Genomic DNA, 23,304 nt, shown 5'->3' on the forward strand with positions numbered 1-23,304 from the left:
GATTGAAACACTACTAGTATATATTGCGGAGAATGGAGATCATAATCGAACTGGTATGTGGAATGATGTGGCGGAAATAAACCCCTATTCTAATTGCCAACCTCTTTTTATAGGCATAAAATTAGTTGAGCAGGTATAGATAAATTAGGACAGGGATGGAGTAGGAATGAATGAGAAAGTAGTAATGAATGATAAAATTGTCATGCCATTATGGACGATGTGCCTCTTTATTGTAGTGATGAACACAACGATGTTTAATGTATCGCTTCCATCTATTATTCAGGATCTCCAAATTTCTGCTGACCTAGGCTCATGGGTCATTTCCAGCTATTCGATTGGATATGCGTTGTCGACGGTGATTTATAGCCGGTTATCCGACTTGGTGCCGGTTCGCAAGCTCTTGACCATTGGTTTAATTACGCTTGGGACGGCATCAGTGTTTGGATTGTTCGCACATGACTTTAATATGCTATTAATTACGAGAATCGTGCAATCTGCAGGCGCCGGATCTATGGCAGGATTGGGGCTTGTACTGGCCAGCCGCTATGTTCCGATTGAAAGACGCGGCGCTGCTATTGCGATGATCTCGGCGGGTAGTGCAATGGCCTTTGGTTTAGGTCCTATTGTCGGAGGCGTGATCAGCCAGTACTTTGGCTGGAATGGATTGTTCGGAATTACTTGCCTAGTGCTTATCGTGCTGCCGGTGCTGCTGCGGTTATTGCCTAAGGAAAAGCCACAGCCTGCAAGCTTTGACATCCTGGGAGCTGCGCTGACCGTTGTAAATGCGGCAAGTTTACTGGTAGCTGTAACTACCCAGTCGCTTGTATGGCTAGCGGTGGGTGTAGCGTCTATTATCGTGCATGCCGTACATCTGAAGAAGGCCAAGGAATCATTCATTAATCCGCAGCTGCTTGCCATGCCAGGTTACTTGAAACTGGTTGCCGTAGGCTTTTGTATTCTGGTGCTGAACCTGGGGAACCTGTTCCTGATGCCGCTAGCGCTCGCTAATCTGTTCGGTAAATCAGCGCTGATGATTGGTTTGTATATCGCACCGGGAGCGCTATTATCTGCATTTCTGACCCGGTATGTGGGACGTTTTATTGATCGTTACGGTAATATCCGCTTCTTATTGATTGGACATTGTATACTTGCAGTCGTTATGGCTGTGTTTGCTATGAATCTTTCTGTATCACCTAAAGTACTACTGCTAGGTTATCTATGTTTCTCTCCCGCCTTCTCAGCTACGATGGCATCCTTAAATAATGAAGCTTCTATCGTTCTTCCGAGGACTTGGATTGGTTCTGGCATGGGGCTTTTACAACTGGTTCAATTCTTCGGAGGCTCTGTATCTGTTGCAGTCTGCGGGCTTTTACTGCATGCTCAGCGTGATATCTCCCCTGCAAAAGCATATCAGCATGTATACGGCGTGTTGTTCCTCGTTAGCTTGTGCTCGTTAGGAATTCTTCTTTTATATAGACGTTCTAACGCCAAGATTAAGGCTGGGCAGTCTACGCACGCCTAGAACTGAAACGAAAAGGTAATAAAGACGTATCAGATGCTATAGCAGAACTAAGGAAGGAATGGTAATAATGGACAATGGGATGAATGTAATCTTATTTGAAAAAATGCCGGAAGGCGGGCTGCGAGTCATTGAGGAACGCACGTGGAGCATGAATATGATCGCAGCACTAGAGCATGTCAATTATATTGTGGTTGGCAGTGTTGAATATGAAACGGTTGAAGGACGGCTGAATGTAGATGAAGGTAAGCTGGAGCTTTTACTTGTTCCGATGCACAACGAATGATTGAGATAAGGGAAGGAGAACCTTACGATGTCTAAAGATGAAAAGGATAAGGAATTAGCGGTATCCAAATTATTCACCTCTGAGGGTAAGCCCATTCGAGTATTATCTACTTCGCTAGGCATAGCTTTGTTAGCGAATGCTATGTTTATTCCTGGCGGCGCAGGGGCTAGCGCAAATACTTCTGGAGATGAACCACAGCTAGTGTCCTGGTCTACCGAAGAGGTTAAAGCCTATTTTGACAAAAATGTGGATTGGAATATTCCATATCCGGAAGGTGCACAAGAGGTAGAACAGGAAGGCCAAGGTGTTGTAACCAATAATGGAACGACGGTAGTGAATAACTATGGTGGATATCATTCAGGTTTTGGATGGGATGACTTGCTGCTGTATCACATGCTGTTTAACAGTGGTGGCAATTACTCTTCCAGAGGATGGTCTAAGGACCGCCCAACTTATTATGGAGGCACGAGAACAACTTATAAGCCACCTACCTATAACAGTGAGAAGTTCCAGAATAAGAAGGTTCCGGGTTCTGTTGTAAAGCCCAAAACATCGACTTCCTCCACAGGCTCCATTACGAGAAGAGGTTCTTCTTCAAAAAATGGAATCGGTGGCACTTCCAGCGGATTAAACTCATCGAAGAACTCTAAATCCAGCTCAGGATCGAAGTCCTCTTCGAGATCAGGCTCAAGTAAGAGTGGTTTTGGCGGATGAGTGAGCAGCAGAGTGTATTTGAAATTCTAGATCAGTCTGAGCTTGAAAGAGGTCCGCGGGTCAAAGCGTTGTATGAGCTTGGGTTCACTTGGGCGGATCTTGAGGATGAAGAGTACTGGTTGGATGCGATTGCTCTAATGCACAGGGACACTTATAAGGAGCTTGAAGAAGCCTCATCAAAACTTTGGGATATCCTCGATAAAGCGGTTCGCTATGTTCATCTAAAGCGCGATTTGTATGAACTGCTTGGGATTCCCCCTGTACTTTGGGAGATGCTTGACGATTGTCCGATGCCAGAAGAAGGATTCATTAGTCGGTATGCCAGATTCGACTTTGCCATAGCCCATGACGGGACGATTAAGTTGCTCGAACTGAATGCGGATACCCCAACAGGTTATGTGGAAGCCTCGATAGCTACACCATGGATCTGTGAGCAAGCTGGAATGCAGAGTCCTAATCAAGGGATGAAGGAACAGGTTGCGGCAGCCTGGCAGGAGGAACGTCCGGATACGGCAGCTTGTGTCGCTTATGGGTCTCATCTTGAAGATTCAGGTACGATCGAAGCATTAGTGATTCACAGTGGTCTCGATATCCAGTGTGTGGATTGCCTTGATTTATGGGTCGATAATGGAATTCTCAAGGATGGGGAAGACCGCGTGATTGAGCGGATGTTCGCCTTATATCCTAAAGAGTGGATGGCTGTTGATGAAGGCGGGGATGCCCTCGCCTATGCGGTAGAGCAAGGAAATCTTCAGCTCTTTAATGGTCCTCACAGTATATTGCTCCAATCCAAGGGGCTGGTTGCAGCGGTGTGGGGAATGTATGAGCTGGGCCTGTTATTCGACAAGGAAGAGCGGGAGACGATCTCGCGCTATATTTTACCTACTTATAATAAGCCTGTATTCTCAGGGAACTTTGTGTCCAAATCTGTTTTTGGTCGTGAAGGGGGTTCGGTGCGCATGTTTGATGATAGCGGTGCGCTAGAGCTTGAAGATGAAGACGGTTATGACAGTAGTCAGCTCTTCCCCACTGTGTATCAAAAAAGAGCCGATTTAGCACGGATAACGACTTCAAAGGGTGAATTTCATCTGCTGACAGGCATGTTCGTGATTAACGGGGAGCCTTGTGGGTTGCTCGGCCGAGCGGGCGGATTGATTACAGGCAATGCCAGTCATTTTATTGCGTTGGGAGTGAGATAATTGGATAAGAGCAAGAAAGCCCGAATCGGAGTCTTCTGTATGATGCTTTTGACGGTACTGTTACTAAGCGCATGTTCCAGTAATCAGGGCAGTGTATTTGATTCAGGAACAGCTGGAACCTCAGATAGTGTAGCACGGGTACCGTGGGACTATCGGGTGGTAGAGAGTACCGTAGGGGATTTAATTGGGAGTGACATGACGGTTTTGCCGGATAATGAACTGCTCCCGAATGATGGGAATTATGCTACTGGCGATAAAATTTGGACACTTCAGTTCATGGACGCCGAGTTAATCACGGATGCTGATCAGAAGAATGAAGTTCGCCTGTCTTCATGGAGCACGATTAAGTCTTATGCAGATGAAAAAACGGCAGCAGAGGATCTTACTAATCTTAAAGTATCGGTAACCACTGATGTTGATCTTGTAGGAGTATACAAGACTAAGTATAAGGATAAGACAAGAAACTTTGCGGTGCTTGAGCTCCCTTCAGGTAATCGGATTAAGCAGCCGATTGATGATGAACGCTATACTGCATTAGAGAAAAAGAAGACCGCTTCCGTAGTCCTTGAGGAAGTACATGATTTTGCCGATTATGATTCGGCGTATGCGAAATTTCGGGGGTGGGCGAAGTGACGATGGTGGTTAATTTGGTAGTGAGTGTGTTTGTGATTATTCTTTTGCAAGTGTTAGGCATGGTGATCTTTGGTTTGATGACTCCGTTTAAAGATATGGAGGAGCTGAAGAAAGGCAATGTGGCTGTAGCTTTGGCTTTAGGCGGCAAGTTTCTGGCAACAGCCATTATTATTGGTGTAGCGGCGTATACGAATACCTCCATTCTGCACATGATCATTTGGTTTGCGGTAGGTTATGTGTGCTTGATAGCGGCTTATTGGATCTTTGAATTGGCAACCCCAACCTTTAAGATTTCAGAGCATCTGGAGAAAGGGAATGTGGCTGTAGGCACTATGCTTTGCTTGGTATTTATTGGGACTGCATTTGCGATTAGCAGTTTGATTGTTTAGTTTCAACTTGAAAAGGGATAATGACATAGGTTGCCCCGATCCATCCGTCGAGAGGCAGCCTATATTTCTCGCATAAACGCTTGCTTAAGTCCTTGAAGGACGCCGAAGGCGTGTTAGCTTGATGTGAAGAAGGGGTGGCAGATGCATCTGTTTCTGAGAATTTCCACCAAGATGATGCGGTTACGTAAACGGACGATAGGGTTAATCATTCTGATCTTTATAATTCTTAGTGCGTCGATTGCTTACCTGATCGAACCGGGTACGTTTCATAGTTGGTTTAATGCATTTTATTGGGTCATGACAACGATGGCGACTGTAGGGTATGGGGATTATTTTGCAGAGACCGTAGTTGGAAAGCTGTTTACCATGTTTCTATATATCTTTGGTATCGGTCTCCTCAGCTTGGTTATTGGTAAGGTCATTGACTCCATTGCGGAGGTGCAGAGAAGGAGAGGAGCGGGAACGTTGAGCTTTCGGGGAAAGGATCATGTGATTCTAATTAATTGGAGTAAGAAAGCACAAGCTGCCGTAGAGGAGATTCTATGCTATTCGCCGAAATGCCATATTGTTATCATTGATGAGGTAGGCGCGCATCCCTTGGAGCATATGGAGCAAGTCCACTTTATAAGTGGTGATGCCTCCAGTGATGACATTCTGCTTAAGGCTAACATCCATGAAGCAAGAGCGGCCATTGTGTTCGGGGATACAAGGATTGATGAAGCATCGCTGATCGACGGCAAATCTTTATTAATAGCCTCTAGCATTGAGCGCATTGCGTCACAAGTACATACGACTGTAGAAATAATGCAAGAGAAGAATATACAGAATTTCAGGCATGTTCAGGTAAACGAGTTCGTTCTTTCGCATGATGCCATCTCCAGACTGGCTGTTCGTTCTGCACTGCAAGAGGGCAACTCTGAGGTGATAACGCAGCTGCTGAGCCGTAAATATGGTGATGATATTTATGAGATTCCAGTGAATACTACGTGGAAGACTTATGGGGACGCGTTTCAGAACCTGCTTCTGCAAGGTGCAACCTTATTGGCGGATCGTAGCGATCTAAGTATCAATCGAAAGCTGGATCAGGTTATTCCTAAGGATGCTAGATTGTATGTTGTTTCCGATGAAGCGACGTATCGTAGGATTAAGGGTTAGGTCAGAATTAGATGGAATAGGCGGATTTTCGGGAGCTGAGGCTTCGCGGAATTCTGTCTTTTTTTGTTTGCCAATCTTTCCTTAAGGGTAAGAGATACATGATAATATCTACTTTACCTTTGGAAGGAGCCATTGTTAATGAGTGAACATCAAAAAGTGAACGGAAACAGCAAGAATGAGCAATTGGAACAGTTTCGCAGTAAGGATGAAGGTCACACCTTAACAACGAACCAGGGTTTAAAAGTATCAGAGGACGAGTTCTCCTTAAAAGCGGGTGATCGGGGCCCAACCTTATTGGAAGACTTTCATTTCCGGGAAAAAATGACGCATTTCGATCATGAACGAATCCCTGAGCGAATCGTGCATGCACGTGGATTTGCTGCTCATGGTGAGTTTGAATTATATAAATCACTGAAAGAATATACGAAGGCGAAATTCCTTCAAGATCCCTCCGTGAAGACACCGGTGTTTGTCCGGTTCTCGACGGTAGCCGGATCACGGGGATCAGCTGAGACAGTGCGGGATGCCCGCGGATTCTCTACCAAATTTTATACTGAGGAAGGGAATTACGATCTAGTCGGAAATAATATGCCCGTCTTTTTTATCCAGGATGCGATCAAGTTCCCAGATTTAGTACATGCGCTTAAGCCTGAGCCGCACAATGAAATGCCTCAGGCCGCATCGGCTCACGATACCTTTTGGGATTTCATAGCCAATAACCAAGAATCGGCCCATATGGCAATGTGGCTGATGTCGGACCGTGCTATTCCACGTAGCTTCAGAATGATGGAAGGGTTTGGGGTGCATACTTTCAGGTTGATTAATGAGCAAGGAAAAGCCCATTTTGTTAAATTCCACTGGAAACCGGTGCTCGGTGTACACTCTTTGGTGTGGGACGAAGCTCAGAAAATATCGGGTGCGGACCCTGACTTTCATCGCCGTGATTTATGGGAATCGATTGAAGCCGGCAACTTTCCGGAATATGAGCTGGGCATTCAGCTTCTAAGTGAAGAAGATGAATTTAAGTTTGAATTTGACGTGCTGGATCCTACAAAGCTATGGCCAGAGGAAGATGTACCTGTACAGATTGTTGGGAAAATGACCTTGAACCGCAACGTGGATAATGTTTTCGCCGAAACGGAGCAGGTAGCTTTCCACCCTGGACATGTGGTTCCAGGCATCGATTTCACCAATGATCCACTGCTTCAGGGCAGATTGTTCTCTTATACGGATACTCAGCTAATTCGGCTTGGCGGCCCGAACTTCCATGAGTTGCCGATCAATAGACCGGTATGTCCTTTCCATAACAACCAGCGTGACGGGTATGGACGGCAGACGATTAATCAGGGTTCAGTGAGCTATCATAATAATTCGCTTGCTAACAATACGCCCGCACCTGCAACAGAGGCTGAAGGTGGTTATGTACATTATCAGGAGAAGGTGGAAGGTCGTAAGGTGCGTAGCCGGAGCAAAAGCTTTGAAGACCATTTTTCACAAGCCAAGCTGTTCTGGAACAGCATGAGTACTCCAGAAAAAACGCATATTATTGAAGCCTATTCATTCGAGCTCGGGAAGGTAAAGAGTAAGTCAGTCCGGCAGCAGGTTGTAGATATGCTGGGGAACGTTACGTTAGAGCTTGCTGTGCCTGTAGCAAAGGCTATTGGGGCGAAGCCTCCGATAACAGGCGGTTCCGAGGTGACTCAAGCCTCCCCGGCACTAAGTCAGGTAAATACGAAGAAGCACCCAAACACACGTAAAATAGGGGTGATTATAGGCGACGAATTTGATGAAGTCTTGGTGATGCCTGTCCTGGATACGCTTATGAGAGCCGGGATCCAGCCGGAAATAATTAGCGATAAGCTTGGATTTATTAAAGGCTCAAAGGGGACAGAGCTTGAAGTCATTCATACCTTATCCACGACAGATTCGGTCCTCTTTGATGCGATTTATGCAGCTGGTGGAAATTCGGAACGTAAGAAATTCCATAAGGATACGGCGCAATTCCTGAACCAAGCCTATTCTCACTTTAAGCCCATCGCAGTGACTACTGAGAATGCTAAACTACTTGAAACGGCCGAGCATAGAAGCAGTCCGGGTGTAATCATTGGAGATGGCGGAGAGGTGTTTGCTGCCAGCCTTGTCGCGGCAATTACTGCCCATCGTTTTTGGGAACGTATGATTGAATAAATAACTGATACAGAGGGGATATCCCGTTCGCCAAAGGCGTAAGGATATCTCTTTTTTGTCCAAGAATAGATACATAACGCTCACAGTTGATTTAACATTTTGTTGTATATTACCGTTATAGATAATACTAGGCAGTAAACAGAATAGGAGAATATTAAAAGGAGGTGATCACTTGAGGAAAATAATCATTGCTGCACTAGCGATATTTGCAGGCATTATAGGGTTAACGGCATGCGAAAAAACGGCAGCACCGAATCCGTCCAATAGTGCTCATACTAATTCTCCAGCACCAGTAGATTCAGAAAATGATACCAAGGTAACCCAGACGCAGGAAGTAACTGACTTAGAGCAGTTTATTACCTCGAAACTCACAGGTGAGCACGGTTTATATACTAATCATATTGAAACAGATCAGTCGGCGGAAGCGGCGAGTGGATACGAAGTTCTGAGTGAATCGGCATCTCTCCGGATGCTGGCAGCTGTGCGTAGCGGCCAACAAGAGAGATTTGCAGAACAATGGCAACTAGCCAAGCAAACCTTTGATATCAAGAGCGGTTTCAGCTACCGTTATAGTCCTAAACAGCAGAAGCTATACCCCTTGAATGCTGCCGTTGATGATTTGCGCATGATTCAAGCTCTTTATGAGGCAGGGGAGAAGTTCGGCGATAAACGCTATACAGCTGAAGCGGATAAATATGGCCAAAGATTTTATGATTATAATGTAAAAGACGGAAAACTTTATGATTTCTACGATATGGAATATTCTTCAACAAACACATTCGTCACTTTGTGTTATATTAATTTGGGCACTTTGCGAAAATTGTCGATTCCTAGCCAATTTAGTAAGAAACTGACGAATGATATGAACGTAATATTGGAAAACGGATATTTATCGGATGAATTCCCCTTTTATGAGACACGGTTTAATTATGAGACCGGAAAATATAGTTCGGAAAACATCAATACAGTAGAGTCGCTTTTATCCATTCTAGCCTTAGCTGAGGTGGGCCAGCAGAAAGCCACCAGCATTGATTTTATCAAAAGGCAGGTCGAAGCTGGAACGTTGTATGGGCAATATTCGAGAGAAGGTAAGCCACTGAGCGATATCCGGTCCACAGCCATTTATGCCATTACGGCTATGATCGGCGCAGAAATCGGCGATGAATCTCTCCACCACAAAAGCATTGAAAGAATGAACGAGTTCAGAGTAACAGATGTGGATAGCCCACTGTACGGAGGATTCGGTGATGTGGCTAGCGGCCAAGCTTATTCTTTTGACAACCTGATGGCATTACTGGCCTATGTCTATTAACTTAAACTTAATGTATTGAAGGTGAACCTGCATGATGGACAACACGGTAAAAACACCTCTAAGGCAGGAGTTAACTCTTGCTAATTTATCGGTTTCTCCTGCATTTCTTGCTGCATTTGGAGTGCTGCTTATTACCATCATCGCGCTGTTCACAGCTCCGTATGTCGGAGTGGCGGATAACGGTGACTTTTTCCGTAGCATTTATAGTAATGGACTCTATTTCAATCTGCCGGATTATGATAGTCAGTACTTTGGTTATTTTGTGAAGCAATATGGGATCTTTCAATATTTTAATGAGAATGGTGCAATGTTATTTTCCTCTCAGTCCTTATTTATCAAGCTGGCTATAGGACTTAACAAGTTGTTCTTCAGTAGTGAGGTATTCGACATCCGCTTTCAAGCGGCAATTTATACGATTCTATATGTAATCGCAATTTACTTATTAATAGAGGCTATTACATGGAAGATGTCCCGAACACAGGGATTCATCATTGCAGGTGTTGCCGTTTTTATATTCGGAGATACCGGGTATACGGCTTATTTTAACTCCTTTTACGGCGAGAGCGTTGTGATGATTACGACGATCTTCATGTTCGCTTCATGGCTGATGTTATATCGAAAAAGATTCAATGACTACGCGATGCTGGCCATATTCGTAATTAGCACGCTGATCCTGACTACTTCTAAGCAGCAGAATGCGCCAGTGGGGATGATCATTGCTGTTCTGGCATGTTCACTGCTTTGGATTCGTAGAGACAGGATATTTCGGATCCTGACAATGGCGTCTCTTGCTCTAATGCTGTTCGCAGGTGTGTTTACGTATTTGAATATCTCAAACGAGTTCGTAAACATTAACCAGTTTCATGCCATGACCCGAGGGGTGCTGAAGGAATCGCCTGATCCAGAAGCAGCTTTAAAAGCGTTAGGGATGGATGAGCAATTCGCCATTCTGAAGAACAGCATTCACTATGAGAAGTACGTGACTATAGACGTGAATTCACCACTTCTCGAGGAGAATTTCTACAGTCGTTATGGATTTGTATCCATCCTTAAATATTATTTAACGAACCCAGACCAGCTTAATTCGATTCTTAATGTAGCTGCTCAAAGTGCATTCTCGATTAAGCCTGCGGCTATGGGGAATTTTGAGTATTCCGTTGGTAAGGAGTTTCGAGCACAGAGTCACTTTTTCACCGGATACAGCCAACTGAAACAAACGCTGGCCCCGCGAACATTCGGGTTCATCTTTCTCTGGATGGTGCTTGTCATCGGTCTCTACATGCCTTCCTTTGTAAAAGCGATCAAGTCCCGTGATTTCAGAGGTATGCAGCGAATGGTATTGATTGTCGCTTCGATTGGCATTGGGCTTTCGGGTATTTTTGTATCGATTATCGGGGCAGGCGATGCCGATATTTCCAAGCATGAGTTCTTATTTACATTATCCTTTGACTTGGTCACTTTTCTGACCCTATCCAGTGTGATTGGGCGTAGAGTTTCTAAAAACAGTAATCAGGTTAAGCAGGTTAGAAAAAGTACCCCTTCTAGCCCGTATACAAAGCCTCAAAAGGATGTGAGTGTGTGAGTATCAGAGGAGTATTAAACGGTATATTGCTACTGACGTTGACCCTAACGGCCCTTCTGATTCCCGTCACACCTGTCCAATCTGCTGCTTCTCCACAGCAGGTTCTACTACTTTATGACAGCCTCGCTAAGGGGACAACGAAGGAAGGCAATGTGATTGAACTCCAGCGACTGCTGGCGGCCTATTCCATGAAGGTCACACTTAGAAGTCTGGATCAATATGAGCAAGGGATGCTGGGGCATTACTCCAAGGTGATTATGGTCCGTAATGCAGCGGACATTGTGATGACTAATCCAATCTATGATGAGGATTGGGAGCATTATCAGGGACAGTATTTGCACATCGGGTACAGCCCTCCAGCCTCGCTGAAAAAGAAACTACAGTTAACCACAGATGTCATGTATGACGCGAATCCATCTATCCAGATCGGACAGTTCTCGGGAATTTCAGTTCAGGTACAGGATATGCTCTATATAGCCGGAAGTCAGGGAACCCAGTCCCTTGGAAAGCTGACCTTCCAGGATGATAGCCTGCAAGCACCTTATGCAGTGAGTAAAGAGGGTGCTGCTTATGTTCCGTATTTTGAACAAGGCAATGTCAGTGCACTAGCGATGGGGTATGTTTTGAAGGATTGGCTTCATATCAACGCAACGCCTAAAGTGTATCTTGCGATCAAAGAGATCTATCCCTTCTCTGATCTGGGATTGCTGACAGAGACTGCGGAGCGGCTGTATCAAATGGGGGTTCCTTTTCTCGCAAGTGTGCGGCCAGTGTTCAGCAATACCGATTATCCGGCCATGCAGCGTTATCTGATAGCCATCAAAAGAGTGCAATCGAATAATGGCAGCATTCTGGTCAATGCCCCTATTGCGATGCATTCAACGAGTACTAGTAATAAGGATCATTCACTTCAGGCGAAGATGGACGCGTTCATTAATCTGCTGGTGCACAACAAGATTGGGCCGCTTGGAATCGGAGCACAAATGCACTGGGCGTATGACAAGGAATACTCGGAGGCGGGGATGGGGTTTTTCGATTCTGTGATCCTGTATCCGGATGAAAATGTTGATTATATGGAGCAGAGCGACACCTCCAAGTCCTTTCCATCCTCTTTATATAGTGTGCCGATTAATTTTTTGCAGGATTTGCAAACATCCAATAATGTGATGCCAGAACTGCCGATGGACACGGTAATCACTGTGGATATGCCTAAGGATAAGGAAGAACTTGAGGCACTGCTGAAGACGTTGGAACAATACTGGGTTTCTTTTGCAGATTATAAACAAGAAAGGCATGAGGTTGTTACAGACGTCAATACGATCACTTCATCAGAAGGAGTGATTTCTATCAATGGACAACCCCTGAGTCTGAATTATACGCCAGAAACAGTGAATAGCGATTATCGGTATACAGAAGAGCAGAAGAAGAGCTTTACGACGCTTTTTAATATACAGAATCAGTTCTTTATAGTTGCGATAATGATTTCTCTGTTGCTATTTGGCGGATTAATGATCATCGGATACCGAATGTATAGGAAAAAGTATTTGAAATGAGACAACTAATCGTGATTTGGAGGATCCTATGACGATTTCAGACATACTGATGGTAATTGCAGTGATCTGTATCTGGTCTTTATTGCTGGTGAATGTAACCCTCATTATCGCAGGCTATTTATATTACATTAAATCTGAAAATGAGGACATACCAGAGATAGAGGGCGAATATCCTTTGGTTTCAATTATGGTTCCTGCTCACAATGAGGGGGTAGTAATCTGTAAGACGGTGGAGTCTCTGCTAGCGCTTGATTATCCGGAAGATCGATATGAGATTATTGTGATTAATGATAATTCCTCTGATAACAGTGCTGAACTGCTGGCCGGTATCCAAAACCGAAATCCGGGGCGTCAGCTGATCGTCATTAATACGGATGCGATTACTGGTGGCAAAGGGAAATCGAATGCGCTGAATATAGGCTTCACCCATTGCAAAGGGCAGTTCATTGCGATTTATGATGCAGACAACACGCCTGAAAAAACGGCTTTACGTTATCTGGTCGCTGAGATCATGAATGATTCTAGCCTAGGTGCAGTAATCGGTAAGTTTAGAACCCGTAACCGTAACGCAAGCCTGCTTACCCGGTTTATTAATATTGAGACGTTGTCCTTTCAATGGATGGCACAAGCGGGACGCTGGAAGCTGTTCAAGTTATGCACCATTCCCGGCACTAATTTTATTATGCGCAGGTCTATCGTAGAAAGTATCGGTGGCTGGGATGTTAAAGCGATAGCCGAAGATACAGAAATCAGCTTCAGAATATATATGATGGGTTATCGGATCAAGTTCCAGCCGAAATCGGTCACATGGGAGCAAGAGCCACAGACCTTAAAAGTCTGGTTCAAGCAGCGAACGCGCTGGGCTAAGGGCAACATTTATGTCATTGTCAAAAATATCCCCCTGCTGTTCGATAAATCCGCCGCAAAAGTCCGGTTCGATATTCTTTATTTTTTAGCTATTTATTTCTTATTGCTGATGTCATTAATCACCTCGGATGTGCTGCTCATCCTGCATGCTTTGGGCTATGTACATACTACTATTGCTGGGCTTAGCAATTTTCTCTGGCTGCTCGCCATCATTCTGTTCGTTGTAGGTACTTTCATAACGCTGACGACAGAGAAGGGCGAGATGAGCTTGTCCAATTTATGGATCGTAATGTTGATGTACGTCTCTTATTGTCAGCTGTGGATGGTTGTCGCGGCTTACGGATTATATCTTTACGCCAAAGATCTCATCTTCAAAAGAGAAGCAAAGTGGTATAAGACTGAACGCTATTAATAACGAACAAAGAAGTACTATGAGAAATATGTGATCACAGGAGAAACAGAACATGATGATGAAAAAACAAATGGTTATACTGTTAACCTGCCTCTCTCTTTTTCTAATTCAATTGAATGTTGCAGCCGCCGAGGCTCCGTCTCAGGATACTAGATTAACCTACACAACCTCTTTCACAGGAACAGATACTGCGTTAAAGGGTTCAAGTGCCCAGCAGCAATATTTTGAGGTCATGGATTATTGGAATGTGAATGAGATCAGAATTAACCTGCACTTTCAAATTTCGCAAATTACCAAGGAGCAGATGTCTAGCGTTACCTTAACGCTAAATGGCAGCCCATTCTACACATTTAGACCTTCTCTAAAAGATAATGGGGAACAACAGCTGGTCCTTCAGGCACCTAAAGGGTTTCTAAAAAAAGGAACCAATACGCTTGGGATTCAGGGGTATTTGCAGTCAAACTATACAGATGAACAATCTTGTTCTGTCGATTATGATTTTGATAATTGGCTGCATCTGTTTAATACATCCAGTATTAATGTGATGTATACGCCGAAGCCTTTGACTGGGGGGATTAGTGACTTTAGCGAGCGCTTCTCTGGCGTTGATACTTTAACGAAGAATCATAGTGTTCTGACCGTACCGGATAAAAGCACAGGGGCAGAATTGGAGTCGGCTACTTATGCGCTCTCCGGGCTTGTGAAGGGGAATACATTGGACAATAGAACGATTCCAATGCTTCCCTACCGGTCAGACGCGGTGAAGAATAAGGCTGCGGTTGTACTGGTAGCTATGTATGATCGAGTACCAAGTAAGCTTAAGGCTCAGCTAAGCACCGCTGAAGATCTAAGTACACACGCATTGCTGCAGCTAGTGAATAAGGATACTCAGCCCACACTTGTCGTAACCTCGAAGGATGAGAACTTACTGATTAAAGCAGGCCGTTTTGTTGCGAATGAAGAGTTATTGGGTCAAATCAGCAGTGATTTAAAGGTGGTCGATGATGCTACAGAAGTATCTGCACCCCCCCTTTCGATTAGCTCCAATATTACGTTTACAGAAACGGGTGATAAACTCACTGGGGCACGTCATCAGGAGCAGACATACTTTGTTTCACTGCCCTCTAACCGCTCGGTTGCAGATTCAGGCAGAATCAGATTGGATTTCCGTTATGCACAGAATTTAGATTTCGACCGTTCATTAGTGACTGTCAGCATCAACAACACACCCATTGGCAGCAAGAAGCTGACCAAAGAGCTGGCGAATGGCGATAAGCTGGATCTTCCAGTTCCCCAAAGCTTGAATATCTCTGGTAATTTCACGGTAACTGTAGCCTTTGATTTGGAGCTGAAGGGAGCCGAATGTACTTTAGATAAGGAACAAATGCCGTGGGCGTATATCAGTAAAGATTCTGTGATGCGTCTTAATACTAAGGATCGTACGGATCTTTTGTTTAATAACTATCCGTATCCGTTCATACGCGACGGGCTTTACAATCAAGTAGCAGTTGTGCTGCCGCAAGAAATGGATGATTACGCATATTTGAGTTTAGCTAATGTATTTAATCTTCTGGGAAAATACGCTAGCGGAAATATAGGCAACATTCAGTTCTACACGGATAACATTAGCGCGGATCATTTGAAGAATAATAATGTTATCGCCATAGGCACGTATAAGAATAATAAGATCATCCGTGATCATAATGATAAGCTCTATTTTCAATATAACGGGAACGGAACAGCGATTCGCTCCAATGAGAAGATGAGTATTGAAGATCATTACGGTGCTCAAATCGGTACACTGCAGCTGATTGAATCGCCATTTGAGGCGGGACGGGGGCTGCTTGCTGTTACGGGAGTGGGCTCTGAAGAGTACTATTTGGCGTCGAAGTTGATTGCAACAGAGCGGGACAAATGGAAGGTGTTTGGCGATGGGGTAATCGTTGATAAGGACGGTAATGTCAATGCGCACCGTTTCAAGATCATTACTGGAGCAGCAGAGGATTCCGTGGTCAAAAAAATAACGGAACGAACGGACGTGCTGAGTTTCATAATCGTAATTATGCTGGTTCTGGCACTGGTGATTCTATCGCTGATCCTGCTGCTTCGTAAACATATGAAGAAACGTGGTGATAAGCGTGAGACGTAATCGCAGCGGGTTAGTTTCAGATATCGCTCTCTTATCGTTCCTGGTGCTTCTTTTTATTTGTATTGTCTTCATTTCAGGGGCACCCGATGATTATATCCAGAATATTATCATTTTAAATGTGGCCTTTATTCTGGCGATTGTTACCTACTTTACAACGGTAACTGCAGGGCTGGTCTTGAACCTGGTGTTTATATTTACTTACGGCTTCTACACGATGTATCAGACGATATCTTTGGGAGAGACAATTGGACTGAATACTTACTTCTGGCTAATTATGACCCCATTGTTAACAGTGGTACTGTGGATATTTACACTAAGTAATCGTGAGCTGCAGGCTGAGAATCAGCGTTTGGAGAAAAAGACTGCCAATATGGCCATCATCGACGAGAACACAGATCTGCGTAACAGTATTTCTTTTCAGAAGGATGCTGCCTTATTTACAGGCATTTCGACTCGATATCAGATTCCGCTCACACTGCTTGTAGTGAAAGTGAAATACTGGAATGAGATTAGACGTATTATTCCCGAAGATAAGCTGGCTGAGGCCATTCATGACGTATCTCAGCTCAGTCAGGCCAGCATTCGTACCAATGATGCATTGTATTTACTGGACAAAGATGACGCAACATGGGGCCTTCTGCTGTTCACCGACAGCGATGGAGCAAAAATTGTAATTGAGCGGATTAAATTGAAGCTTCAAGAGCTTAATGACACTGAATTTGTCAAAAAGTATAAAGTCAGCCTTGGTCTCAAAATAGGTGCTGTAGAATATCAAGCCAGCACTATTGAGAACCCGTTAGATTTTATTGTTCAGGCTAAAAAACAATTAGAGTATGATGTATAAGTCAGTTGAACGTAAGGGAATATAAGGAATATCGGATATTAGTTGACTTTACATGTCGATTTCACGTATGATGGAGTGGTGGTCTAAATCGTAAGATTTACGAATTTTCCTACGTTTATTAGGTTATACTTATAGATAAACCTACAGATCATTTGGTTAATTTACCATAAAGGCTCCACTAATTTGTTCAGAAGGAGGACGATCAGAATGAGAGAAGGCATACATCCAAAGTTCAACAAGGTTATTTTCATGGATGCAAGCGTAGGCTTCAAATTCTTGAGTGCATCTACAAAATCATCCAATGAAACAATGGAATGGGAAGATGGTAACACTTATCCTGTTATCCGCGTGGACGCAAGTTCCGCATCCCACCCATTTTACACTGGTAAACAAAGAGATACAGAACAAGGCGGCCGTGTTGACAAGTTCAAACAACGTCTTGCACAAAAGAAATAAGCATTCATACGGTTTAAAAAGGGACAACCCATTTAGAAGCGATCGCTTCAGGGATGTCCCTTTTTTGTGTTCAGGCATGTTAAAATGAAATGGCATTGATAAATTTCGATAGTGGCAGGGGAGCGATCAGTAGTGGAAAATGAAATAAAAGTAGATACCGTCCTGAAGAGCGAGGACGTTCTGGAGTTTAACCTATGGTTTAGCTTAAATAGCCGAATTATACTTAACTCTTTCAGTGTGGTTGCTTATTTTGTGATTTTACTGTTAATTACTAAGGATTACAGTACTACAAGTATTTCAATCCTTGCTGGGACTGCTGTGATTCTTGCCGCTGTTTTATGGTATATGACCAAATCAAGCTTGACCAAAAAATCTAAAAAAGCCTTCGCTACAGACAGCCTGGCTCAGCAGCCTCAGAGTTATTCCATATCAGATGAGGGCATAAAATACGTATCCGAGGCAGGTTCCGGGCAAGTGAAATGGGAAGAGATACATAAAATAGGTGAAACAATGAACTTGTTCGTTTTTTTTGTGTCTTCCAATAGAGCACTGATTATCCCTAAACGTTACTTTCAGTCGGTACAAGATAAAACAGCGTTTAAGGACTTAGCCAGAAAATATATGTTCTCCCATCGAGTGAAGTTCAAATCGTAAGGTGTACAGATGTACTGGTATTTGTTGATTCATTTGTAGGATTGATTAGGATATAATGATAGGAGCGACTTGAAAAATAGGAGAAATATGGCATGCCGTGGATTCAAGGATATCCGTATTACTTATTAATGGGTAGTGTTCTAAGCTTTTACATGGGCATCAGCTCCTATCGACATCGAAAGTCGGCAGGAAGACGCTATTTATGGATCTTAATGCTGCTGGTCAGCCTCATATTTATTGCAACAGCGGGAGAGATTTTGTCATCCTCTTTTCAGGCTAAGCTGTGGTGGAAGAATATGCAGCAGGCTCCGCTTTTTTTAAGTGCGTTATTTACTTATGCTGTCGTTAAAGAATATGTGTCTCCTTCCGCGGAGCGTCTGCCAGTAAAGCTTGCTATTTTCTCGATTCCAATTGCTTTGGACGTACTGCTTATTTTTACGGATACTTATCATCATCTAATGCGTAGTGAAGTGGGCATGGCCACTGTTGCGGGTATTAGTGGAATTACTGTAAAGCCTACGCTTCTTAGCATGGCTTTTATTGCTTATGATCAGCTATTTGGTCTTTATGCGGTCTGCTTGCTAGCTGTTTCCTTAATGAATAGACCGAGAGCTTTTTTACGACGTGCTTTCTTACTGTTTGCTGGGCTGCTTGTTCCGGTCATCTCTGTTTTTTTACTTCCCTTGTTGAAGATTACGCTTACAGGCTTTACGGCCTTCACTTATCTACCCGCAATTATAGCGGCTTATTTGTGTTTATTCATTGACTCCAAATCTACGATCTATCCTTTAACTAAAATCAAAATCCTGGAGCATATGAAAGACGGCGTAGTTTTGACAGACCGGAATGATAGAATCATTGGTATAAATGAGGCTGCAACCTCCATTTTATTTGAGATTACCGGGATACCGAATGAGACCTGGATGGGGAAAAATATTGATCTTTTTATGAGGCTTCACAAGGACATTGGTGCTCATTATAGTCAAAGGACAGAAGGACAGTTTGAGATTGTATGTACTGGAATAAGAGAGGTTTGTTATGGGGTTTCCTTGATAGCGACTGAACTTCACGCAACAGAGAACAAGGGGATGCTAATTGTTTTTAGTGATCATAGTGAAAAGAAGCGGTATGAACGTGAATTGGTCTATCAAGCAACGATAGATGATTTGACGGGACTTTATAATCGCAGGCATTTTATGCAAATGGTGCAAAATCAAACGATTCCGGACGGACTAGGACTGGCACTGTTGTTATTTGATATCGATGACTTTAAGTTAATTAATGATACCTATGGTCATTTAGCAGGAGATCAGGCATTAGTTGATTTCTCGAATAAAATACTTCAGGTGTACCAAAACAAGGGCATTGCCGGAAGAGTCGGGGGCGAGGAGTTTGCTGTATGCTTTTTTGCTGAGGATAAACGTGCAGCCTTGATGGAAGCAGAGGGTTTTCGCACTACGATGAGTGATTATAAAATAATTTTGAATGAACACGATAGCATTCAGCTTACCGCTAGCATCGGAATTTCTTTTACAATGCGTAGAGAGGTGACTTTCGAGGATTTGTATCGGGAAGCGGATGAAGCGTTATATCGTTCCAAGAAATCGGGCAAGAATAGAGTAACGCTGGGTCGTGAGCCCATTTTAAGAGAAGCGGTGAAGGGATAAAGAGGTGTTCTAATGAATCTGACAATTGATGAAGTGATGAGTAAGCTTGAAGAGATGGGTACAGAGCAGACGAAACGCACCTTCGTACGACATGGTGCTGAGGAGCCTTTATTCGGAGTGAAGGTAGGCGATCTGAAGAAGCTGGTTAAGATCGTGAAGAAAGACCAGAGTCTGGTTAAGGCTTTGTACCAGACGGGGAATTATGATGCAATGTATCTGGCAGGAATTACGGTTGATCCTAAGCATCTTACGAAGGAAGAGCTTCAGAACTGGGTGTCAGCGGCTTACTGTTATGCTTTGGCGGAATATACGGTAGCGTCTGTCGCTGCAGAGAGCCCTTACGCTCTAGAACTTGCAAGAGAATGGATTTCTTCATCAGATGAAATGGTGGCCGCCTGTGGCTGGAGTACTTATGGGAATTACATTTCAGTTACGCCGGATGATCTGCTAGATATTGCTGAGATTAGAGAGCTGCTACAACAAATACAATCTACCATTCATCAGGAACAGAATCGAGTTCGTTACACTATGAATATGTTTGTAATTATTGCCGGCAGCAGCGTAACCGAACTGCATGATGAGGCAACGCAGATTGCTGCAAGCATTGGAAAGGTCCAGGTACAAATGGGACAAACCGCATGTAAAGTACCGCTGGCTGTAGATTATATTGCTAAGGTTGAACAGGCTGGAAAGCTTGGTGTGAAGAAGAAGACTTGTATTTGTTAATATAGCTAGTGTAGTATCGCCTTCAAGTAGTCACTCCATTTCCCCTCATATTCTATTGAGGAGCGAGTGAACTTGGAGGCTTTTTATGGCAAATAAAAAGTGTTTCAACGGTATCCAAAAGTGTTTAATTTACAAGCAGTAAAAATTCACATAGATGTCTCGATAGGGTATTGGAGCAGGAGAAAGAGCTATTAATACAAGGATTTAGGCAAAGAGCTAGTTAGATGACAGGACGGAGGCACTTTGTGAAAAAGCACCGATTTACTTTGCAGTATAAAATACTATCCGTTACAGTGTTGATTGTGATCTGTCTATTAGGATTTGTTATGATCATGCATGATAGAATTAATACGCTACAGCGGGAAACCAGCTTTATTTCCCATCAGGACCGAGAGATAGCTAGTTTGGCTAACAAGATCGAGAAGAACATTCTTGATATGGAAACAGGACAACGAGGTTATATTATCACCGGCGATGACAAATATCTGGAGCCCTATGATTTGGGAAAAGCACAATGGAAGGCGAGCTATGATAAGCTCTCTTTGCTGAATGCTAATGATTCCTTGCAACTCCAGCGTCTGGTGGACATCGAAAATAGTATCCAGCATTGGATCAAGCAATCCGGGGATTATGTAATAGAATTGAAAAAAGAGGGACAGGAAGCGGAAATCTTACGATATTTCAATTCGGATGATGGCAAGGATCAAATGGACCAGATTCGTAGTCAGTTCAGTACTTACCGTGAGACGATGAATGAGAACACTAATACTCTGATAGCTGAACAGGCAGATCGAAACAAATTGCTGCTAGAGTTCCTTTATATTGCTTGGGCGATTATTGCTATTACCTCCGTGGTCGCTTCGTGGATCATTTCACGTGCTATCGTTAGTACGATTCGCAAGGTTACCCATACGATTGCTGGCTTAGATTCCTCTGTTGATATGAAGACAAGAGTGGAGATTACCACGAATGATGAAATCAGGGATCTCAGCGTCGCTACGAATCATCTGATAGATATGCAACAAGAGCGGATATGGATTCAGGATCATGCTAACGATTTATTGTCAAGGTATCAGGGCATCACACTTGTCTCACAACTGGGGGACATTTTTTTAAGTAAAACGGCAGAAGTTATTGATTATCCATACAGTGCCTTATATATACGGACACAAGAACATGATCAAGACTTGTTAAATAGAACCTCCACGTTTGGTGGAAGCAGCAACATTACAGATCATCGGACATTTCAAATCGGAGAAGGTTTGGTTGGTCAATGCGCTAAAGAGGCGCGCTTGATGCATATACAGGATCTTCCGGAGAATTATATCAATATTCAGTCTGGGCTGGGCGTTTCTGCGCCGAAATCTCTTTTATTATTTCCGGTTTCTTTTTCAGATGAAGTAGTTGCTGTGGTGGAAATTGCGACCTTCTCTCCTCTTACGGAGCGGCAGATTGAATTTTTGGATTCTATTTCAGATGCATTCGGCGCTGCAATCAACAGTACGATCAGCAGTATGAGGATTGATCAGCTTCTGGAACAATCCCAGCGCTTAAATGAAGAACTTCAGGTGTATACCGAAGAATTACAAACCCAATCTGAGGAGCTGCAAATCCAGACAGAGTCGCTACATGCAACGAATAGAAAGTTGGAGGAGAAGAACCTCTTAGCCGAGCGAAAGTCATTTGAGGCTGAACAAGCTCAAATCGAGCTTGCTCAATCTGCGGAGTTATTGCGGCAAAGCTCTCAATATAAATCGGAGTTCTTGGCCAATATGTCTCATGAACTCCGAACCCCGCTTAACGGCATATTGTTACTCTCCGAATTTCTCATGGAGAATCAGTCGGGAGCTTTAAGCGAGGAGGATATTGAATTTTCACAAGCTATACATTCTTCTGGACAAGATCTGCTGAGGCTGATTAACGATATTTTGGATTTGTCCAAGGTTGAGGCAGGGAAGCTGAATATTGAAATTGAAGCAATAAATCTAACGGAGATCCCGGAGGCAATGCTTCAGAGCTTCAACCGGCTTTCTCGAAAAAAAGAGATTCCTTTCCATATACAAATCGGGGAGGGCTTGCCTACACTATTTTATTCGGATGCTCAAAGGGTACGGCAAATTATTATAAATCTGCTGTCCAATGCGTTTAAGTTTACAGCTAAAGGCTCAGTAATTCTTGAAATACGCTTAGCGACTAAAGACGAGTTAGTGAAATTAGGCAATTTGGAAACAGGGTTATTTATTGCTTTCGCCATCAAAGATACTGGAATTGGGATCCCCTATGCGAAGCAGTCTATTATTTTCGAAGCTTTTCAACAGGCGGATGGAAATACAGAACGTCAATATGGTGGAACTGGGCTTGGGTTATCCATATCCAGAGAACTGGCAATACTGCTCGGCGGTAGAATTACAGTGGAGAGTCAGGTAGGAATGGGTAGTGTCTTTACGGTGTATTTGCCATTGAAGCTTCAGGATAATCCTAGTCTTGAAGAAACCACTGAGAAAGTAGTAGATCTTAGTCATGAGGAAGAAGGTTCGGTTGCTCTTGCCGCTGCAACCAGTGAGAATATTAGTAGCGATTTCACCTCGCTAAATCATAAGCATGTTCTAATTGTGGATGATGATGAGCGGAATCTGTTCGCGCTGTCTAACATGTTAAGGAAGCGTGGACTGCAAGTGACTACAGCTGCGGATGGAGAGAGAGGCATACATGCGCTGGAGCAATCTGCATCCATAGACATCGTTCTTATGGATATCATGATGCCGGTAATGAACGGCTATGAGGCTATCAATCGAATCAGAGAAATACCAACAAAGAAGGAAATTCCAATTATTGCGCTGACTGCGAAAGCGCTGAAGGAAGATAAGGCGAAAATCTTACAAGCGGGAGCAACAGATTATCTCAGCAAGCCCATTAACTTAGACCGTTTATTAGCTTTGATGCAATTGCTCTTAACTAGTGATTCATAGAGTGATAGATTCTAGAAAAATCAAACAAGCG

19 protein-coding genes are annotated in these 23,304 nt (G+C 43.6%); all 19 read left to right on the forward strand.

Features of this window, described 5'->3' with window-relative positions:
- The first annotated feature begins 166 nt into the window (after positions 1-166).
- The gene (locus CA598_RS03435) at positions 167-1,522 is read left to right on the forward strand and encodes an MFS transporter (protein ID WP_256990335.1); all 1,356 of its coding nucleotides are present in this window, start codon (positions 167-169) and stop codon (positions 1,520-1,522) included.
- Between the two features lie 67 nt (positions 1,523-1,589).
- Complete coding sequence (locus CA598_RS03440; RefSeq protein ID WP_042192779.1) at positions 1,590-1,805, forward strand: hypothetical protein; 216 nt, start codon at positions 1,590-1,592, stop codon at positions 1,803-1,805.
- Positions 1,806-1,832: 27 nt separating this feature from the next.
- A complete protein-coding gene (locus tag CA598_RS03445; protein ID WP_094875393.1) occupies positions 1,833-2,519 on the forward strand; it encodes a hypothetical protein in 687 nt (228 codons plus the stop codon).
- A complete protein-coding gene (locus tag CA598_RS03450) occupies positions 2,516-3,718 on the forward strand; it encodes a glutathionylspermidine synthase family protein (RefSeq protein WP_094875394.1) in 1,203 nt (400 codons plus the stop codon). The genes CA598_RS03445 and CA598_RS03450 overlap by 4 nt, the downstream gene beginning before the upstream one ends.
- Before the next feature lie 39 nt (positions 3,719-3,757).
- A complete protein-coding gene (locus CA598_RS03455) occupies positions 3,758-4,351 on the forward strand; it encodes a hypothetical protein (protein WP_179283576.1) in 594 nt (197 codons plus the stop codon).
- Positions 4,348-4,740 (forward strand): DUF350 domain-containing protein, encoded by a 393-nt coding sequence (locus CA598_RS03460; RefSeq protein ID WP_042192771.1) that lies wholly within the window; start codon positions 4,348-4,350, stop codon positions 4,738-4,740. The genes CA598_RS03455 and CA598_RS03460 overlap by 4 nt, the downstream gene beginning before the upstream one ends.
- A gap of 141 nt (positions 4,741-4,881) precedes the next feature.
- On the forward strand, positions 4,882-5,895 hold the full coding sequence (locus CA598_RS03465) for a potassium channel family protein (protein ID WP_094875397.1): 1,014 nt from the start codon (positions 4,882-4,884) through the stop codon (positions 5,893-5,895).
- Between the two features lie 138 nt (positions 5,896-6,033).
- Complete coding sequence (locus CA598_RS03470) at positions 6,034-8,082, forward strand: catalase (RefSeq protein ID WP_094875398.1); 2,049 nt, start codon at positions 6,034-6,036, stop codon at positions 8,080-8,082.
- 172 nt (positions 8,083-8,254) lie between these two features.
- Positions 8,255-9,394: a glycosyl hydrolase family 8 gene (locus tag CA598_RS03475; protein ID WP_094875399.1), complete on the forward strand. Its 1,140-nt coding sequence runs from the start codon at positions 8,255-8,257 to the stop codon at positions 9,392-9,394.
- Between the two features lie 31 nt (positions 9,395-9,425).
- Positions 9,426-10,976, forward strand: a complete 1,551-nt coding sequence (gene wsfD, locus CA598_RS03480) for a glycan biosynthesis hexose transferase WsfD (RefSeq protein WP_179283574.1) — start codon at positions 9,426-9,428, stop codon at positions 10,974-10,976.
- Positions 10,973-12,529 carry a hypothetical protein gene (locus CA598_RS03485; RefSeq protein ID WP_094875401.1) on the forward strand — a complete coding sequence of 519 codons (1,557 nt, stop codon included), beginning with the start codon at positions 10,973-10,975 and terminating at the stop codon, positions 12,527-12,529. The genes wsfD and CA598_RS03485 overlap by 4 nt, the downstream gene beginning before the upstream one ends.
- A 28-nt stretch (positions 12,530-12,557) precedes the next feature.
- Complete coding sequence (locus CA598_RS03490) at positions 12,558-13,808, forward strand: glycosyltransferase family 2 protein (RefSeq protein ID WP_094875402.1); 1,251 nt, start codon at positions 12,558-12,560, stop codon at positions 13,806-13,808.
- Between the two features lie 52 nt (positions 13,809-13,860).
- A complete protein-coding gene (locus tag CA598_RS03495) occupies positions 13,861-15,957 on the forward strand; it encodes a cellulose biosynthesis cyclic di-GMP-binding regulatory protein BcsB (RefSeq protein ID WP_094875404.1) in 2,097 nt (698 codons plus the stop codon).
- Positions 15,947-16,801 (forward strand): diguanylate cyclase domain-containing protein, encoded by an 855-nt coding sequence (locus tag CA598_RS03500; RefSeq protein ID WP_094868373.1) that lies wholly within the window; start codon positions 15,947-15,949, stop codon positions 16,799-16,801. Before CA598_RS03495 ends, CA598_RS03500 begins: the two co-directional genes overlap by 11 nt.
- Before the next feature lie 207 nt (positions 16,802-17,008).
- Positions 17,009-17,257: a type B 50S ribosomal protein L31 gene (locus CA598_RS03505; RefSeq protein WP_094868372.1), complete on the forward strand. Its 249-nt coding sequence runs from the start codon at positions 17,009-17,011 to the stop codon at positions 17,255-17,257.
- A 132-nt stretch (positions 17,258-17,389) separates the two neighbouring features.
- Positions 17,390-17,911 carry a YcxB family protein gene (locus CA598_RS03510; RefSeq protein ID WP_094868371.1) on the forward strand — a complete coding sequence of 174 codons (522 nt, stop codon included), beginning with the start codon at positions 17,390-17,392 and terminating at the stop codon, positions 17,909-17,911.
- Positions 17,912-18,003: 92 nt separating this feature from the next.
- On the forward strand, positions 18,004-19,578 hold the full coding sequence (locus tag CA598_RS03515) for a sensor domain-containing diguanylate cyclase (RefSeq protein WP_094875405.1): 1,575 nt from the start codon (positions 18,004-18,006) through the stop codon (positions 19,576-19,578).
- An 18-nt stretch (positions 19,579-19,596) separates the two neighbouring features.
- Entirely contained in the window at positions 19,597-20,304 is a 708-nt protein-coding gene (locus CA598_RS03520; RefSeq protein ID WP_094875420.1) for a DNA alkylation repair protein, read from the forward strand.
- Positions 20,305-20,549: 245 nt separating this feature from the next.
- On the forward strand, positions 20,550-23,273 hold the full coding sequence (locus CA598_RS03525; RefSeq protein ID WP_179283575.1) for a CHASE3 domain-containing protein: 2,724 nt from the start codon (positions 20,550-20,552) through the stop codon (positions 23,271-23,273).
- Positions 23,274-23,304: the final 31 nt, after the last annotated feature.

The organism is Paenibacillus sp. VTT E-133291, from assembly GCF_002264395.1.
GTDB classification, from domain to species: domain Bacteria; phylum Bacillota; class Bacilli; order Paenibacillales; family Paenibacillaceae; genus Paenibacillus_AQ; species Paenibacillus_AQ nitricinens.

Coding starts and splice junctions, on each gene's coding strand:
- CA598_RS03435 (WP_256990335.1), top strand. CDS start 167: ATGAATGAGAAAGTAGTAATGAATGATAAAATTGTCATGCCATTATGG.
- CA598_RS03440 (WP_042192779.1), top strand. CDS start 1,590: ATGGACAATGGGATGAATGTAATCTTATTTGAAAAAATGCCGGAAGGC.
- CA598_RS03455 (WP_179283576.1), top strand. CDS start 3,758: ATGATGCTTTTGACGGTACTGTTACTAAGCGCATGTTCCAGTAATCAG.
- CA598_RS03450 (WP_094875394.1), top strand. CDS start 2,516: ATGAGTGAGCAGCAGAGTGTATTTGAAATTCTAGATCAGTCTGAGCTT.
- wsfD (WP_179283574.1), top strand. CDS start 9,426: ATGATGGACAACACGGTAAAAACACCTCTAAGGCAGGAGTTAACTCTT.
- CA598_RS03490 (WP_094875402.1), top strand. CDS start 12,558: ATGACGATTTCAGACATACTGATGGTAATTGCAGTGATCTGTATCTGG.
- CA598_RS03495 (WP_094875404.1), top strand. CDS start 13,861: ATGATGATGAAAAAACAAATGGTTATACTGTTAACCTGCCTCTCTCTT.
- CA598_RS03505 (WP_094868372.1), top strand. CDS start 17,009: ATGAGAGAAGGCATACATCCAAAGTTCAACAAGGTTATTTTCATGGAT.
- CA598_RS03515 (WP_094875405.1), top strand. CDS start 18,004: ATGCCGTGGATTCAAGGATATCCGTATTACTTATTAATGGGTAGTGTT.
- CA598_RS03470 (WP_094875398.1), top strand. CDS start 6,034: ATGAGTGAACATCAAAAAGTGAACGGAAACAGCAAGAATGAGCAATTG.
- CA598_RS03445 (WP_094875393.1), top strand. CDS start 1,833: ATGTCTAAAGATGAAAAGGATAAGGAATTAGCGGTATCCAAATTATTC.
- CA598_RS03465 (WP_094875397.1), top strand. CDS start 4,882: ATGCATCTGTTTCTGAGAATTTCCACCAAGATGATGCGGTTACGTAAA.